The 17074-nt window shown below is 62.6% G+C and carries 13 protein-coding genes and 1 tRNA gene; 5 read left to right on the top strand and 9 right to left on the bottom strand.

Annotated features, from left to right (window positions below; all coding sequences use genetic code 11):
- Window positions 1-405: 405 nt before the first annotated feature.
- The 4 genes from metH to J2Z31_RS19840 form a co-directional block, all read right to left on the bottom strand.
- Complete coding sequence (gene metH / locus J2Z31_RS19825) at window positions 406-4173, bottom strand: methionine synthase (RefSeq protein ID WP_209603775.1); 3768 nt, start codon at window positions 4171-4173, stop codon at window positions 406-408.
- A gap of 166 nt (window positions 4174-4339) precedes the next feature.
- A complete protein-coding gene (gene pmi, locus J2Z31_RS19830; protein WP_209603778.1) occupies window positions 4340-5497 on the bottom strand; it encodes a mannose-6-phosphate isomerase Pmi in 1158 nt (385 codons plus the stop codon).
- A gap of 11 nt (window positions 5498-5508) precedes the next feature.
- The gene (locus tag J2Z31_RS19835; RefSeq protein ID WP_209603779.1) at window positions 5509-6003 is read right to left on the bottom strand and encodes a heme-degrading domain-containing protein; all 495 of its coding nucleotides are present in this window, start codon (window positions 6001-6003) and stop codon (window positions 5509-5511) included.
- A 51-nt stretch (window positions 6004-6054) separates the two neighbouring features.
- A complete protein-coding gene (locus J2Z31_RS19840; RefSeq protein ID WP_209603780.1) occupies window positions 6055-6951 on the bottom strand; it encodes an ROK family protein in 897 nt (298 codons plus the stop codon).
- A gap of 181 nt (window positions 6952-7132) precedes the next feature.
- Here J2Z31_RS19840 and J2Z31_RS19845 point away from each other — a divergent pair.
- A tRNA-Arg gene (locus J2Z31_RS19845) sits at window positions 7133-7209 on the top strand.
- Window positions 7210-7245: 36 nt separating this feature from the next.
- Window positions 7246-7437 carry a DUF6494 family protein gene (locus tag J2Z31_RS19850; RefSeq protein ID WP_209603782.1) on the top strand — a complete coding sequence of 64 codons (192 nt, stop codon included), beginning with the start codon at window positions 7246-7248 and terminating at the stop codon, window positions 7435-7437.
- A gap of 94 nt (window positions 7438-7531) precedes the next feature.
- Here J2Z31_RS19850 and J2Z31_RS19855 read toward each other — a convergent pair whose 3' ends face one another.
- Window positions 7532-8257 carry an META domain-containing protein gene (locus J2Z31_RS19855; protein ID WP_209603784.1) on the bottom strand — a complete coding sequence of 242 codons (726 nt, stop codon included), beginning with the start codon at window positions 8255-8257 and terminating at the stop codon, window positions 7532-7534.
- Window positions 8258-8511: 254 nt separating this feature from the next.
- On the opposite strand from J2Z31_RS19855, the gene dxr reads away from it, so the two are divergent.
- Entirely contained in the window at window positions 8512-9681 is a 1170-nt protein-coding gene (gene dxr / locus J2Z31_RS19860) for a 1-deoxy-D-xylulose-5-phosphate reductoisomerase (protein ID WP_209603786.1), read from the top strand.
- A gap of 22 nt (window positions 9682-9703) precedes the next feature.
- On the opposite strand, the gene hemA is transcribed toward dxr, so the two are convergent.
- The 4 genes from hemA to J2Z31_RS19880 form a co-directional block, all read right to left on the bottom strand.
- Window positions 9704-10918 carry a 5-aminolevulinate synthase gene (gene hemA / locus J2Z31_RS19865; protein WP_209603788.1) on the bottom strand — a complete coding sequence of 405 codons (1215 nt, stop codon included), beginning with the start codon at window positions 10916-10918 and terminating at the stop codon, window positions 9704-9706.
- Between the two features lie 211 nt (window positions 10919-11129).
- Window positions 11130-11927: an FAD binding domain-containing protein gene (locus J2Z31_RS19870; protein ID WP_209603790.1), complete on the bottom strand. Its 798-nt coding sequence runs from the start codon at window positions 11925-11927 to the stop codon at window positions 11130-11132.
- 14 nt (window positions 11928-11941) lie between these two features.
- A complete protein-coding gene (locus J2Z31_RS19875; protein ID WP_209603792.1) occupies window positions 11942-14290 on the bottom strand; it encodes a xanthine dehydrogenase family protein molybdopterin-binding subunit in 2349 nt (782 codons plus the stop codon).
- A gap of 54 nt (window positions 14291-14344) precedes the next feature.
- On the bottom strand, window positions 14345-14833 hold the full coding sequence (locus J2Z31_RS19880) for a (2Fe-2S)-binding protein (protein ID WP_209603794.1): 489 nt from the start codon (window positions 14831-14833) through the stop codon (window positions 14345-14347).
- Window positions 14834-15263: 430 nt separating this feature from the next.
- Here J2Z31_RS19880 and J2Z31_RS19885 point away from each other — a divergent pair, with 430 nt between their 5' ends.
- Window positions 15264-15515: a glycine zipper domain-containing protein gene (locus J2Z31_RS19885; protein WP_209603796.1), complete on the top strand. Its 252-nt coding sequence runs from the start codon at window positions 15264-15266 to the stop codon at window positions 15513-15515.
- A 301-nt stretch (window positions 15516-15816) separates the two neighbouring features.
- On the top strand, window positions 15817-17016 hold the full coding sequence (locus J2Z31_RS19890) for an NAD-dependent formate dehydrogenase (protein WP_209603798.1): 1200 nt from the start codon (window positions 15817-15819) through the stop codon (window positions 17014-17016).
- Window positions 17017-17074 lie beyond the last annotated feature (58 nt).

Genomic DNA, 17074 nt, shown 5'->3' on the forward strand with positions numbered 1-17074 from the left:
AGCCGTCGTCGCCAGCAGCGCCGCCGCCCTCGTCAGTGATCGGGCTTATAGACCCGCCACCATTCGCACGTCAACAGCCTTTTCTCAAAAAATCGCAGAAAATCGTAAGTGGTTGATTTTCAACGATTCATTTCCCGCAACCAGGAAGCGCTGAGAAGCGCCTGGCAAACTTTGCCGCTCTTCGAGGTTAACCGCCGGGGGAAACCGTTGCCGTGCTGCATGCCGTATATGGTTAATGACTTTTAGAGTTCAAGGGGACGCTGCTGGCGCGGCGAATTGGAAACTCCCCGGGAAAGCAACCGCCAGTCGTTGATGCCTCGATTGTCGCGAAGATCAGCTTCGGCAACACCAATTCGCCGTGGTCCTGATCGGGAGAAAGCGGCCGAGATGCGCCGATAAACAGGCCTATTCCGCCGCTTGTGTTTCCGGGATCGGCACGTAATTGAGAATCGGTGAAAGCCACCGCTCGACCTCGCGCACGGCCATGCGCTTGCGTTCGGCGTAATCCTCGACCTGATCGCGTTCGATCTTGGCGACACCGAAGTAATAGGCGTCCGGATGGCCGATATAGAGGCCCGACACCGAGGAACCGGGCCACATGGCGTAGCTCTCGGTCAGCCTGACGCCGATCGCGGCCTCTGCATCGAGCAGCCGGAAGAGAGTTTCCTTCTCGGTATGATCCGGCTGGGCTGGATAGCCTGGCGCCGGGCGGATGCCCTGATAGGGCTCCCCGATCAGTTCCTGAGGCGTGAAAGATTCCTCCGGTGTATAGCCCCAGAGTTCCTTGCGCACATATTCATGCATCCGCTCCGCAAAAGCCTCGGCGAAGCGATCGGCAAGCGCCTTGACCATGATCGAGGCATAATCGTCATTGGCGCGTTCGAAGCGCTCGGCGATCGCCAGTTCCTCGATCCCGGCGGTCACCACAAAGCCGCCGATGTAGTCGCCTTTGCCGCTGTCGATGGGAGCGACGAAATCGGAGAGCGCCACATTCGACCGGCCCTCCCGTTTTGCAAGCTGCTGGCGAAGCGTGAAGAAGGTCGCAAGCTCGGTTCGGCGCGTCTCGTCGGCAAAGAGGCGGATGTCGTCGCCGTGGCTTGCTGCCGGCCAGAAACCGACCACCGCCTTCGGCGTGAACCAGTTCTCTTCGACGATCTTCGCGACCATCGCCTGGGCGTCCTCGAAGAGCTGGCGGGCGGCAGTGCCCTGCTTCTCGTCGTCGAGGATACGGGGGTAGACGCCCTTCAACTCCCAGGTCTGGAAAAACGGCGTCCAGTCGATGTAGCGCGCGAGTTCCGCCAAATCCCAGCTCTCGAACACGCGGGTGCCCAGGAAGGACGGAGTCTTCGGTCGATAGGCGTCCCAATCGAGCTTATGGGCGTTCGCACGCGCCTGCGACAGAGGCAATCGGCGCTTCTCGGTTTCGTTGCGGGCATGCGCCTCCGCGACCTTCAGATAGTCGGCGCGGATCGCCTCCTTGTAGGCCTTCCTTGCCTCGGGCGAGAAGAGGCTCGACACGACGCCGACGGCACGGCTCGCGTCGGTGACATAGACGGTCTGGCCGAGCGTGTAACGCGGATTGATCTTCACCGCCGTGTGCACGCGGCTCGTCGTCGCCCCACCGATCAAGAGCGGAATGTCGAAGGCTTCCCGCTCGAGCTCGGAGGCGACATGCACCATCTCGTCGAGCGACGGCGTGATGAGCCCGGAAAGCCCAATGGCATCGACCTTCTGCTCCCTGGCGACTTCCAGGATCTTCGCGGAGGGCACCATGACGCCGAGGTCGATAATCTCGTAATTGTTGCAGGCGAGCACGACGCCGACGATGTTCTTGCCGATATCATGCACGTCGCCTTTAACCGTCGCCATCAGGATCTTGCCGGCGCTTTCGCGTGTGTCGCCGCCATTGGCAAGCTTTTCCGCCTCCATGTAAGGCAGGAGCACGGCGACCGCCTGCTTCATCACCCGCGCCGATTTCACCACCTGCGGCAGGAACATCTTGCCCGAGCCGAAAAGGTCGCCGACGACGTTCATGCCGGCCATCAGCGGTCCTTCGATGACATGAAGCGGGCGTTGGGCTGCAAGCCGCGCCTCTTCCGTATCCGCTTCGATGAACTCGGTGATGCCGTTGACGAGCGCATGCTCCAGGCGCTTCTCGACCGTCCATTGCCGCCAGGCGAGATCCTTCTCCCTACCCTGCGCACCCCCCTGGCCGCGATAGCGCTCGGCGATCTCCAGGAGGCGTTCGGTCGCGTCCGCACGCCGATTGAGCACGACGTCCTCGCAAACCTCGCGCAATTCCGGTTCGATCGCGTCATAAACGGCGAGCTGGCCGGCATTGACGATGCCCATGTCCATGCCCGCCCGAATGGCGTGATAGAGAAACACCGCGTGCATCGCCTCGCGCACCGGTTCGTTGCCGCGGAAGGAGAAGGAGAGATTCGACACACCGCCCGAGACATGCACATGCGGCAGCGAGGCTGTGATTTCGCGCGCCGCCTCGATGAAATCGACGCCGTAATTGTTGTGCTCGTCGATGCCGGTGGCGACCGCGAAAATGTTCGGGTCGAAGATGATGTCTTCCGGCGGGAAGCCGACCTCTTCGACCAGCAGCCGATAGGCGCGCCTGCAGATTTCGACCTTTCGCGCCTTCGTATCGGCCTGCCCCTTCTCGTCGAAGGCCATCACCACCACGGCCGCGCCATAGGCGCGCACCAGCCGCGCGTGATTGAGGAATGCCTCCTCACCCTCTTTCAGCGAGATGGAATTCACCAAAGCCTTGCCTTGCACGCATTTGAGGCCGGCTTCGATCACCTCCCATTTGGAGGAATCGATCATCACCGGCACGCGGGCGATGTCCGGCTCGGAGGCGACGAGATGCAGGAACTCGACCATCGCCTGCTTCGAATCGATCAGACCCTCGTCCATGTTGACGTCAATGATCTGGGCACCGTTCGCGACCTGGTCGCGTGCGACGTCGAGGGCAGCGGCGTAGTCGCCTGCGGTGATCAGCTTGCGGAATTTCGCCGAGCCGGTGACATTGGTGCGCTCGCCGACATTGACGAAGGGGATCTCGTCGGTAAGCGTGAAGGGCTCGAGGCCGGAGAGCCGCATGCGCCGCTCGATCCGCGGGACCTTGCGCGGCGGATATTTTCCGACGGCGTCGGCTATGGCGCGGATGTGGTCCGGTGTCGAGCCGCAGCAGCCGCCGACGATATTGACCAGCCCGTCGCGCGCGAAGCCTTCGATCTGCGCCGCCATCGCCTCGGGGCTCTCGTCGTAACGGCCGAATTCGTTCGGCAGGCCTGCATTCGGGTAAGCGCAGAGAAGTGTTTCGGCGACCGTCGATAGCTCGTCGATATGAGCGCGCATTGCATTGGCGCCGAGGGCGCAGTTGAGGCCTATGGTGAAAGGCTCAGCATGACGCACGGAATACCAGAACGCCTCGGGCGTCTGGCCGGAGAGCGTACGGCCAGAAAGGTCAGTGATCGTGCCGGAGATCATTACCGGCAGGCGGATGGCCTTTTCCGCGAACACCGCTTGCGTCGCAGTGATTGCCGCCTTGGCGTTCAGTGTGTCGAAGATCGTCTCGATCAGGATGATATCGGCGCCGCCCTCGATCAGCCCGCGGACCTGCTCCGCATAGGCGAGCCTCAGCTCGTCGAAGGTGACGGCACGGTAGCCGGGATTGTTGACGTCCGGCGAGATCGACGCAGTACGGTTCGTCGGGCCTACCGCGCCGGCAACGAACCGCCGCCTGCTGTCCTCCGCCTCGGCGCGCTTTGCCGCCCGCCGCGCCAGCCGCGCGCCGTCGCGATTTAGCTCATAAACCATCTCCTCCATGCCGTAATCGGCCTGGGCGGTTCGGGTCGAGGAAAAGGTGTTGGTTTCCAGAATGTCGGCGCCGGCAATGGCGTAGCGATAGTGGATGTCCTCGATCGCCTTCGGCTGGGTCAGTGTCAAAAGGTCGTTGTTGCCCTGCTGGTGACAGGTGCAGCCGCCGAAGCGCACGCCGCGGAAATGATCTTCGCCGAAACCGAGCTGCTGGATCTCGGTGCCCATGGCCCCGTCCATGATCAGGATACGCTCGGCTGCCGCCTGGCGCAGGGCCTGGAAGATCTCCGAGCCGTCGGGCCTCTGGGCGACCTCTCCAAAGAGGGACACGGCGGACATGGGAAACCTCCCGTTCTGAAAACGACATCGTTTTAGTCACATAAAGATATCTTTATGTCAACATACGTTCGGATCACAATTTGGCATCAAGCAAAGAAAAAAGCCTGCCGCGGAAGCGGCAGGCTTGAATGAACTCAAATGCGGCTTGGGTTGGTGCCTGCCAGCCCTACATCCGCTTGAGGCAATCCCCCAATTCATAAATGGCGCTGAGGATATGGTAGAAACTGCTCGCCGGCGCGGGCTCGTCGACAAAGGTGCCGTCCGCCTTCTGCTTGTCGCGCCACAAGCCGGGGACGGGCGTTTGCAGAAAGCGATCAAGCGCGGCTGCTGCGCGCGAAGCCGAAGCAAGATAGCGCTGGCGCTCCGCGCCCTCGCTCAAGGCCGCGAAGCGGATCGCCGACTTCAGCCATTCCGTCTGCGGCCACAGTCGCGCCAGCGGATCGGCGATCGAAAAGTCGTCAAAGAGCGTCATGATGGCGACGTCACGGTTCGGGCAGATGCCCTCAGTCTCGCCGATCTCGAAAAGCCGCCGCGCCTTGACGATCGCCTGCATATGTCCACGCCGTTCTGCCCAGCGAAGAAGCAGCCAAGCCCATTCGAACTGGTGGCCTGGCTCGACGATCCGCCCTTTTTCGCCGGGAAAGGGCGTCCAATCGTGGTCGAAGAACTCGCGCAGCGCGCCCGTTTCAAGATCGATGAAGCGCTCCATAGCGAGATGGGCGATCTCATCGGCGAGATTGGCCCAGGCGACCCGGTCGAAGCCTTCCACATTCTCGCTGGCAAGGCAGGCCTCGAACAGATGCATGTGAGGATTGGAGCAGAGCGGAAGGCGCGGCGGATTGTCCTCCTCGAAACCGGCAACCGGATGCTTGCAATGGGTCTCGAGCCTTAGCCTCATCTGGTTGCTGCGCTCGACCATTTCGGCCCTTCTCCCCGGCAGGATTTGGCCGAGATAGGCGAAGGCAAGCAGGGCAAAGGCCTGGTTGTAGATATCGAAGCCTGCATCGATGATCTGGCCATCGACATCCGCAAGCGCGCCATAGAAGCCGCTCGGCTGCCGATAGACCCGATCGAAATACTGAAGTCCGCCTTCGGCGACGCTGCGCCAATCTCCTTGCCAGCCTCGGCGGCCTGCCTCGGCGAAGCAATAGACCTGTCGCGGCTGCACGCGCGAACGGCGATTATCGCGCGTCGGCTCGCCTTTCATGTCGATCGTTTCGACGAAGCCGCCGCCCAGGGCGTCGTAGCCCTTGGACCGCCAGAGCGGCAGGGCCGTGTCGGTCAGCCAGTGCTCGAGTTCCCGCGCCTGCACAAGGATATCCATGCCATTCCCTGTCAATTCTCGAGCTTGATCGCGTCGTAGTCGGCGCCGAGCACCTCTGAAAGCGCCTCGACCACGAGATTGTGGTCGTCGCGCTGCGGTAAACCGGAAACGGTGACGGCGCCGATGCAGCCCGTGCCCTTCACGACGATGGGGAAGCTGCCGCCATGGGCCGCATATTCGGCGTCCGGCAGGCCGAGCTTCGCCTGCAGGTTCGTCTGCTGTTTGAGCAAGCCCAGGCCGGTAGCGTAACTGCTTCTGAACAGGCGGAAAACCGTGTTGCGCTTGCGCCGCACCCAGCTCGGATTGTCCGGGGTCGCGCCCTCGAGCGCCGCATAGAAAACCTGCATGGAGAACAGCGTGATGTCGATGACGACGCCGAGCTTGCGGTCGGCCGCCATGCGGCGGAGCGCTGAGCCGAGTTGCCATGCGGCATCGAGATCGAAGCGGTCGAACTGAAGCTCCCGTTCTTGGAGCGCGATGCGGCGCAGATCATTGTCGATGTTCATGATACCTCCTCGTGATCGGACCGCCCGCGGATCACTACCGCCGTGTCCGAACTATTCCTTCCACAGCCATGCCGCACCGCGCACGCCCGAACTGTCGCCGTGCACGGCCTTCAGGATCGGCGTCTCGAAACTGTCGCCAAAGATGTATCCGGCGATCAAGGCCGGCAGCTCGCCATAGATCTCGTCGACATTGGACATGCCGCCGCCGAGCACGAAGACGTCAGGGTCGACGATATTGGTCAGCAGGGCCAGGCTGCGGGCGAGACGATCGACGAAGCGCTTGTAGACGCCGGTCGCGACCGGATCTCCCGCACGCTTCAATTCGATGATGTCGCGGCCGCGGCGATCGATGCCCGTTGTCCTGCGGTAGTCGAGCTCGAGGCCTGTTCCGCAGGCGTACATGTCGAGGCAGCCGAGCTTGCCGCACCAGCATTTGTGTCCGGGACATTCTTCCTTTGTCATCCAGGGCAATGGGTAATGGCCGATCTCGGCGGCAATGCCCTGGTAGCCTGCATGAACCTTCCGGTCGATCGCAAGCCCTCCGCCATGGCCGGTCCCGACGATGATGCCGAAGACGACGCGTGCCTGCCTACCCGCCCCGTCTACGGCCTCAGAGACCGCCAGGCAATTGGCGTCATTGGCAAGGCGCACCGGCCGGCCGATCGCAGCCTCGATATCACGCCCGAGCGGCTTGCCATTGATCAACACTGCGTTGGAATTGCGCACGATTCCAGTGCGCGGACTGGGGCTCCCGGGAATACCGAGGCCGATCGAACCGCGCTCGCCCGCCATCTGTTCGGCGGCGGCGACGAGGTCGACCACGGCGCGAATGCAATCGTCATAGCCGCTGGTCGGGGTCGGCACGCGGTGCCGGGCACGGGTCTCGCCATCGCGACCGAGCGCGATGACTTCCATTTTCGTGCCACCCCAATCGATTCCGATGAACATGTGCGGATCACGTCTCAGGATGAAGTCGCTTCGGGATGACGGCCTCTCAAGGCCGCTGACATTGCTTAGCATCCGTTCCGTCCACGACGCTAGCCCCTGGTTTGAACGAGCCGCAAATTGGACAGCGCAGCGAAAAACACTTGGCGAAAGAGCCTCGCTTTTGTATGGGTCTATACCGAGTGGTCCCGTAGCTCAGCAGGATAGAGCATCAGATTCCTAATCTGGGGGTCGCGCGTTCGAATCGCGCCGGGATCACCATTTTGACGCCTCGCCTCTGACACTAGGAGTTCCGTCATGAGCGAAGACGCTTTCAACATGTCGCTCCGCAAGTTCCTGAAGGAAGTCGGAGTTACTTCTCAGCGCAAGATCGAGGAGACGGTGCGCGAGGGGCAGGTCGGAGACAAGAAGCTGAAAGTGCGCATGACGCTGACGGCGGAAGGCACCGACCTCAATCACGTGGTCGACGGCGAGATCGAGCTTCCATAGACCGCCCAAAACGATTGCCGCTCGACTTCTGCGGCCGCAGTGGACTTGGGACCTTTCGTCAACCTTGTCTCGAGTTAAACAGACTCCTGGCGCTCTATTGCTTCCTCGCGCAAACCACGCCCGGATCCTCTTCCCCCTTCGTGACGTCGAACAGCGTCGCCTCCTCCCCCTCGGTCCACCAGATGTAGCGACCTCCGGCATAGCGGGCGCCCGAGCCGGAGATGATGCCGGAGGCGACGATGTAGTCGCCGCCGAATGAGAAGGCGACGAGCGACACCGGACCGGCATTGACGTACTCCGCCTCGACTCCCTCGCCACCGCAATCGTAGCGGATCGTTTGCCGGTCGACCGAGCCGGCGCCGGGGACGCGCAGGGTGATTTCGGCGCCACCCGCGACAGCCGGACCAGCGGAGGTGAGCCGCATGCGGGGCGTGCCGCCCGGGCTTGCCAGAGTGAGACTCGTGCCGCCGACCTTCCAGCTAAGCCGTCCGCGCAGGGCGTCGAGGAATCTCTGCTCCTGTTCCATGATCGCCGGCTCGCACATCTTGCGCGCTGCGGCAGTGGGGCCGAAAGTGATCATCCGTCCGGAGAGAGTGAATATTCCCGTGAAATTGTTGCAGCCGGCCATGCCGCCATAGGTGCCGTCCTCGCGGATTTCGAGCACGGTGTCGAAATCGTCGATGACGCCTTCGCCGCCGATGCCCTCGGCACGCCAGGATCCGACGAGTTCCGGCGGGACGCTCTCGGCTGCAATCGTGTTCATGGGGGCGAGGTCGACCAGGATGCAGGCACAGGACGAGGCGAACACGGCTTTGAGCATCGTTACTCCTCCTTTGGGATCGGCACCGCCGCATACGGATTCTTACCCCAGCCGCAGCGGATATAGAAGCCGCGCCGCTTCCGCCCTTGTTGCCGAAGGCTTTCGGCTGTAGAGCCTACTGCATGTCTCCTTAAACGGACCTCGATTTAAGGAAAAAAGACATGCAGCGACAGAAAGTGCTACAGGGACCTGCGCGTTTGATAAGACGCGCGGCGCTGCAGGGTCTATAAACGAGAAGAATGCGGGATTTTGCAATGGCATCCGGCGACAGGCGCCGCCTCGCTGTATTGGGCTCCACCGGGTCTATCGGCACCAGCACGCTCGACGTCGTCGAGCGGCTCGGTGGCCGCGACCGCTTCGAAATCGCAGCGGTGACCGGAAACGGCAACATACCTTTGCTTGCCGAACAGGCGCGGCAGGTGGGCGCCGAACTCGCCGTCACCGCCGACGAACATCGCTACGGCGAGCTCAAGGAGGCGCTGGCGGGAAGCGGCATCGACGTCGCTGCCGGACGCAGCGGCCTGATCGAGGCGGCCGAGCGCGAAGCCGACTGGGTGATGGCGGCGATCGTCGGCAATGCGGGGCTCGCCCCAACACTCGCGGCCGCTCGGCGCGGTGCCGACATCGCGCTTGCCAACAAGGAATGCCTCGTCTCCGCCGGCAGTCTTTTCCTCGAAGCCGTGAGGAAGGGCGGCGGCCGCCTGCTGCCGGTCGACAGCGAGCACAATGCGATCTTCCAGGTCCTGGAGAACGACCAGCGCCATGCCGTCGAGCGCATTGTGCTTACGGCCTCCGGCGGACCGTTCCGCACGAAATCGCTCGAAGAGATGCGGCATGTAACGGCCGACATCGCCCGCGCCCATCCGAACTGGTCGATGGGGCTGAAAATCTCCATCGACAGTGCCTCGATGTTCAACAAGGCGCTCGAGATGATCGAGGCGCGTCATCTTTTCGGACTTCGCCCGGACCAGATCGAGGTGATCGTCCATCCTCAATCGGTGATCCATTCGATGGTCGGCTACACCGATGGATCGGTGCTGGCCCAGCTCGGCTGCCCGGATATGCGAACAGCGATCGGCTATGCTCTTTCCTACCCGAAGCGCTGCGATCTTCCGGTGGAGCGGCTGGATTTCGCGAAGCTGGCGCGGCTCGACTTCGAGCCGCCGGACGAAGTCCGCTTCCCGGCATTGCGTCTTGCACGGTGGGCAATGGAGGCGGGAGGCGTGCAGGGTGCAGTGCTGAACGGCTCTAAGGAGACCGCGCTCGAGGCTTTCATCAAGGGGCGGATCGGCTTCCTGGCAATGGCCGACATCGTCGAGAAGGTGATGGATCAGCTCGCCGACCTGCCTGCCGCCACGACCATGGACGACGTCTTCGCCGCGGACGAAAAAGCCCGGCAGACGGCTGCCGGGCTGATCAAGTAGCGTCGTATCCGTTCGCTGCAGCTTACGCCACAGCCCGCGCCAGCGCACAGCGCGACCAGAGCGAATGCAGCGCGCCGACCAGATGGTCGATATCGGCGTCGGAGTGCAGCGGCGTCGGCGTGATGCGCAGACGCTCGGTTTTCTTCGGCACCGTCGGATAGTTGATGGGCTGCACATAGACACCGAAATTATCGAGCAGCAGGTCAGAAATCCACTTGCACTTGGCGGCGTCGCCCACCATGACCGGCACAATATGGCTCGGATTCACCATGTGCGGAATGCCGCGTTGGTCGAGCAGCGACCGCAGCCGCCTGACACGCTCCTGATGGGCGAAGCGCTCGATCTGGCTTGTCTTCAGATGCCGGATCGAGGCGAGCGCTCCTGCGGCGAGCGCCGGCGGCAAGGCGGTGGTGAAGATGAAGCCGGAGGCGAAGGAGCGGACAAAGTCGCAGAGCGCCGCCGACCCGGTGATGTAGCCGCCCATGACGCCGAAGGCCTTGCCGAGCGTGCCCTCGATTACAGTCAGCCGGTGCATCAAACCTTCGCGCTCGGCAATGCCGCCGCCGCGCGGGCCGTACATGCCGACCGCATGCACCTCGTCGAGATAGGTCATCGCACCGTATTTATCGGCAAGATCACAGATTTCCTTGATCGGCGCGATATCGCCGTCCATCGAGTAGACCGATTCGAAGGCGATGATTTTAGGCGCACGCGGATCAGCCGCCGCGAGCTTGGCTTCAAGGTCGGCCACCGAATTGTGCTTGAAGATGACGCGCTCGCATTTCGAATGGCGGATGCCCTCGATCATCGAAGCGTGATTCCCGGCATCCGAGAAGCAGATGATACCGGGAATCCTGGAACAGAGCGTGCCGAGCGCTGCCCAGTTCGAGACGTAGCCGGAGGTAAACAGAAGCGCGGCTTCCTTGCCGTGCAGATCGGCAAGCTCGCGCTCGAGCAGAACGTGATAGTGGTTGGTGCCGGAGATGTTGCGGGTGCCGCCGGCGCCGGCGCCGCATTCATCGATCGCCTGCTTCATGGCATTGGTGACGATCGGCGATTGACCCATGCCGAGATAATCGTTCGAGCACCAGACGGTCACTTGCTGGGTGCCGTCAGTCGTGTAGCGCGTTGCCCGCGGGAAATCGCCGCGGTGGCGGGCGAGATCGGCAAAAACGCGGTAGCGGCCTTCCTGATGCAGCCCGTCAAGTTCGCTTTTGAAGAAACTCTCGAAATCCATCATCATCTCCAGTGCCCTGCCCGCCTTTGTTCCTTCAAAGCGGCCAGGGGGTCAACCCCGGAAAGGCCTCGATGCGTGCGGCAAAAGGCCTCTTACTTTTGAACTATTCCAAAACAGCTAGTGCAACTCAATCCCCTCAACTTTGATCGAAGTCAAGCAATTACGAAAAAGGGCGGCCGTTGCCGCCCTTTTCCAATACCTAAGTCGTCCATCAGGCCGCCGCCACGGCGCGTTTCGCCATCACCCTGACGAGGTTGGCCCGATAGGCCGCACTGGCATGCAGGTCGGAAAGCAGGTCGGAGGCATCCACCGTCACATTGGCGACCGCATCCGGCGACCAGTTTGCAGCAAGCGCCGCCTCGAGCCCCCGGTGGCGGAAAACCCCGTTCGAACCGGCTCCCGTCACGGCAAGGCGGACCTCGCCATTATCGCGCCGCGCGACGAAGACGCCGGTCATCGCATAACGCGAAGCCGGATTGGCGAACTTCTGGTACGCGGCCGTCGCGGGCGCGTCGAAACGGATGGCGGTGATGATCTCGCCATCCTCCAGAGCCGTCTCGAACAGACCCGTGAAGAAATCATCCGCCGTAATCTCTCGTCTGTCGGTGACGATCGTCGCGTCGAGGGCCAGCACGGCCGCAGGATAATCGGCCGCCGGATCATTATTGGCGATCGAGCCGCCGATCGTGCCCATATGGCGTACATGCGGATCGCCGATATGGCTGGCGAGCCCGCAGAGCGCCGGACAGACCGCCCGGATTTCCACCGAGGTGGCGACCTCCTCGTGGGTCGTGGCCGCACCGATCCTGACCGACCGGCCGTCGACCATAATCCCCCTCATCTCGGTTATATGGCGGAGGTCGACGAGGTCACTGGGCGCAGCAAGCCGCTGCTTCATCGTGGGAATGAGCGTCATGCCGCCGGCAAGATACTTGCCTTCGGGGACGTTGCTCATCATCTCGACCGCCTCCTGAACCGAGGAGGCGCGGTGATAGTTCGTCTGATACATGGCTCGTCCTCCCGTCAATTGGCGGCATTCGCCACGGCCCAGACCTTTTGCGGGGTCGCGGGCATGGTGAGCGTATTGTGGCCGATCGCATCGGTGATCGCGTTTATCAGCGCCGGCGGTGAACCGATCGCGCCGGCCTCGCCGCATCCCTTGATCCCGAGCGGATTGTTCGGGCAGGGCGTATTCGACGTCGAGACATTGAAGGACGGCAGGTCGTCGGCGCGAGGCATGGCATAGTCCATGTAGCTCGCCGTCAGAAGCTGCCCGCTTTCCGGATCGTAATGGACGCCCTCGAGCAGTGCCTGGCCGATGCCCTGCGCAAGTCCGCCATGCACCTGCCCCTCGACGATCATCGGATTGATGATATTGCCGAAATCATCCGCCGCAACGAACTGGACGATCTTCGTCTGGCCGGTTTCCGGATCGACCTCGACCTCGCAGATATAGCAGCCGGCCGGGAAGGTGAAATTGGCGGGATCATAGAAGGCGCCCTCCTTCAAGCCCGGCTCCATGCCGGCCGGCAGATTATGGGCCGTATAGGCGGCAAGCGCCACCTGCGACCACGGAACAGACCTGTCCGTGCCCGCGACCTTCAGCTCGCCGTTCTCGACGACGACGTCATTCTCGTCGGCCTCCATCAGGTGCGCCGCGATTTTCTTCGCCTTGGCCTCGACCTTGTCGAGCGCCTTGACGATCGCCGACATGCCGACCGCACCCGAGCGCGAGCCATAGGTACCCATGCCCATCTGCACCTTGTCGGTATCGCCATGCACGATATTGACGCTGTCGATCGGCACGCCGAGCCGATCGGCGACGAGCTGGGCGAAGGTCGTCTCGTGTCCCTGGCCGTGGCTGTGCGAGCCGGTCATCACCTCGATAGTGCCGACCGCATTGACCCGGACCTCGGCCGATTCCCACAATCCCACCCCGGCGCCGAGCGATCCCACCGCCGCCGACGGCGCGATGCCGCAGGCCTCGATATAGCAGCTCATGCCGATGCCGCGCTTCATGCCGCGCTGCTCGGCCTCGGCCTTGCGTGCAGCAAAGCCGTCCCAGTCGGCGGCCGCCATCGCCGCGTTCAACGAGGCGTCGTAGTCGCCGGCGTCGTAATTCATGATCACCGGCGTCTGGTGCGGGAAGGAGCGGATGAAGTTGATGCGGCGGAGCTCGGCCGGTGAGATGCCGAGCTCGCGTGCCGCCGTCTCCATCGTCCGCTCCAGAAGATAAGTCGCCTCGGGACGCCCGGCACCACGATAGGCGTCGACCGGCGCCGTATTGGTATAGACGGTGCGAACGTTGGCGTGGATCGCCGGGATGTCGTATTGCCCGGAAAGCAGCGTCGCATAGAGGTAGGTCGGCACCGCCGAGGAGAAGAGCGACATATAGGCGCCGAGATTGGCGATGGTGTCGACCTTCAGCGCGGTGATCCGACTATTGCCGTCGAAGGCCATCTTGACGGTCGACACATGGTCGCGGCCATGCGCATCGGTGAGGAAAGCCTCCGTGCGGTCCGACGTCCATTTGACCGGAACGCCGGTGCGTTTCGAGGCCCAGAGACAGACGATTTCCTCTGGATAGATATAGATCTTGGAGCCGAAGCCGCCGCCGACATCGGGTGCCACGACGCGCAGCTTGTTCTCCGGCGCGACATTGTAGAAGGCGCTCATCACCAGGCGCGCAAGATGCGGGTTTTGGCTGGTCGTATAGCAGGTGTAGTGGTCGTCGCCGGGATCGTAGATGCCGAGCGTCGAGCGCGGCTCCATCGGGTTGGGAGAAAGGCGGTTGTTGAAGATCTTCATTTCCGTGACATGCGCCGCGCCGGCAATCGCCTGGTCGGCCGCAGCCGCATCGCCGAGCTCCCAGTCGAAGATCAGGTTGCCAGGCGCTTCCGGGTGGATCTGCGGCTGGCCCGCTTCCAGTGCCTTGACCGGATCGGTGACCACCGGCAGGGGCTCGTAATCGACGACGACCGCTTCCGCCGCGTCCCGGGCCGCGGCCACACTATCTGCGACCACGATTGCAACCGCATCGCCTACATAGCGCACCGTCTTGTTGGCGAGCGGCCGCCAGGCTCCCATCTTCATCGGCGACCCGTCCCTGGAATGGATCATCCATCCGCAGATGAGGTTGCCGATCCCGTCCGCCAGCAGTTGCTGGCCGTCCAGCACGTCGATCACACCGGGCATGGCCGCGGCCGCCGTCTTTTCGAGGCCGGTGATCCTCGCATGCGCATGCGGGCTACGCACGAATACCGCATATTTCATTCCCGGCACGGTCATATCGTCGGTGTAGCGCCCCTTGCCGGTGAGGAAACGCTTGTCCTCCTTGCGCGCCACGCGCGCGCCGATCCCTTCAACGCCCATTTACCTATCTCCTCCCGAGATGTTCGCAGACGAGTGCATGCGAGCGCCTGGCGCTCATTCGGCGGCCTGGCGCGAACCGCCCATCTCGGCGGCAGCAGCAAGGATCGCCTTGACGATGTTGTGATAGCCGGTGCAGCGACAGATATTGCCTTCGAGCTCGGCGCGTACCGTTTCTTCGTCGAGATTGCCGCCGTGGCGGCGGATCATGTCGACGGCGGTCATTACCATCCCCGGAGTGCAGAAGCCGCATTGCAGGCCATGATGCGCCTTGAAGGCTTCCTGGACCGGATGAAGATCGCCGTTCTGCGCCAGCCCCTCGATCGTGGTGATCGTCGATCCGGCGGCTTGCGCCGCGAGGATGGAACAGCTTTTCACCGATTGCCCGTCCATGTCGACGACGCAGGCGCCACACTGGGTCGTGTCGCAGCCGACATGCGTTCCGGTCAGCCCTAGGTTCTCGCGGATAAAGTGCACCAGCAGCGTGCGGTCGTCACAGACGCCGCTCACCTGACGGCCATTGACCGTCATCCTTATGTTCGCCATTTCGCTCCTCCGGGGGTCGGTCGGGTGCCAACTCGAGCGCGGCTTCAGGTCGGGTGGTAGATGTTCACGCGACTTACGAGGACGCGCCCACTGATATCAATGCCCTTGCCAGCGGCCCACTCCTCCCGGACCGGCCTGGCGACGTTGTATCATTTGTCTTTTTTGGAAATGTAGCAACCGTTTGCAGCCGCGGGACGGCAAAAAATTGCGGTGCCATGTGTGCCAACGGTAACAGCACCTTCATCTTCTGTTCAGGAAGGATCGCATTATCTTGCCGCGGAAGATTCGCCTGCCCCGTGGACTTTCCTGGGCGCATGGATATCTTCCCGATTGCAAGTTCAAGTGGAGGAAGGGGATCACGCCGGCCTCCCATCAGTCTAATAGACGGACCAGGCACAGGCTGAGATCCGTGAAGTTCGGAGAGGACAAAATGAAGAAAGCCATCGCACTTGTGCTGGTAACCCTGTCGGTCGCTAGCTGCACGCAAACGGAAAAGGGCGCCGGCATCGGTGCCGCATCGGGCGCGATCATCGGCGGCGCCGTCACCGGCAACGTGCGCGGCGCAGCCGTCGGCGCGGCCATCGGCGGCGTTTCCGGCGCGCTGATCGGCCATGCCACCGAACAGCCGGGCCAGTGCTACTACCGCGATCGTTACGGCCGCCGCTACATCGACCGTTGCTGATTGGCTCGTCGACCGCGTCTAAACGGCCCCGGAGCGATCCGGGGCTTTTTCTTGCGCTCCCATCGCCATCGGCACGTTTGGAGCACGGGACCGGCAGGCGACGACGCGGACCACTTGAAACCGCGTCCGGCTCCTCCACCTTTTCAAGGTGATATCAATTTAACGAACGTGGGAGTGCCAGGAGCGAGTCTGCTGGCCACTGATAATTCAACAGAGCGCATCGCCCTGCTGTTCGTCCGCATTGACCGGCAGCGTCAAGAAGCCGAGGCCTTCCTCTTCGTTCCAGTGAAGGGAGATGGAAATGGCAAAGGTCGTTTGCGTCCTCTACGACGATCCGGTCGATGGCTATCCGACCGCCTATGCGCGGGATGGCCTGCCGAAACTCGAACATTACCCCGGCGGACAGACGCTTCCCAGCCCGAAGGCCATCGATTTTCAACCGGGAGTACTGCTCGGCAGCGTCTCCGGCGCGCTCGGCTTGAGGAAGTTTCTCGAAAGCCAGGGGCATAGTCTGGTTGTGACCTCGGACAAGGACGGTCCCGACAGCGTCTTCGAACGGGAACTCGTCGATGCCGACATCGTTATCTCGCAACCCTTCTGGCCTGCCTACCTGACTGCCGAACGGATTGCCAAGGCAGGCAAGCTTAAGCTCGCGATTACTGCCGGGATCGGCTCTGACCACGTGGATCTCCAGGCCGCGATCGAGCGCGGCATCACCGTCGCCGAAGTGACCTATTGCAACTCGATCAGCGTGTCCGAACATGTGGTGATGATGATCCTCAGTCTCGCGCGCAACTATATCCCCTCCTATGAATGGGTCGTGAAGGGCGGCTGGAACATCGCCGACTGCGTCGCGCGCTCCTATGATATCGAGGGCATGGACATCGGTACCGTGGGCGCCGGGCGGATCGGCACGGCGGTGCTGCGCCGCTTGAAGCCGTTTGACGTCAAGCTGCACTATACCGATCGGCACCGGCTGCCGGATGCGGTCGAGAAGGAACTCGGCGTCACTTTCCACAAGACAGCGGGGGAGATGGTGCCCGTCTGCGACGTCGTCACAATCAATGCGCCCCTTCACCCGGAGACGGAAAACCTCTTTGACGAGGCGATGATCGCCAAAATGAAGCGCGGGGCTTATCTGGTCAACACGGCGCGCGGCAAGATCTGCAATCGCGATACCATTGCGCGGGCCCTCGAGAGCGGCCAACTCGCCGGCTATGCCGGTGATGTATGGTTCCCGCAGCCGGCCCCGAAGGATCATCCATGGCGATCGATGCCCCATCACGGCATGACGCCCCATATTTCGGGTTCGTCGCTCTCTGCCCAGACGCGCTATGCGGCCGGCACGCGAGAGATTCTCGAATGCTGGTTCGAAGGCAGGCCGATCCGCGAGGAGTATCTGATCGTCGCCGGTGGCAAGCTCGCCGGCGCCGGAGCGCACTCCTACAGCGCAGGAGATGCGACGCGCGGGTCCGAGGAGGCGGCACGTTTCAAGACGTGAATGCGACAGGTCGCGAGAACAACCCGCTAGGTAAGCATCAAGGCGGCGGTCGCTGCCG

The sequence above is a fragment of the Sinorhizobium kostiense genome (assembly GCF_017874595.1).
Classification (GTDB): domain Bacteria; phylum Pseudomonadota; class Alphaproteobacteria; order Rhizobiales; family Rhizobiaceae; genus Sinorhizobium; species Sinorhizobium kostiense.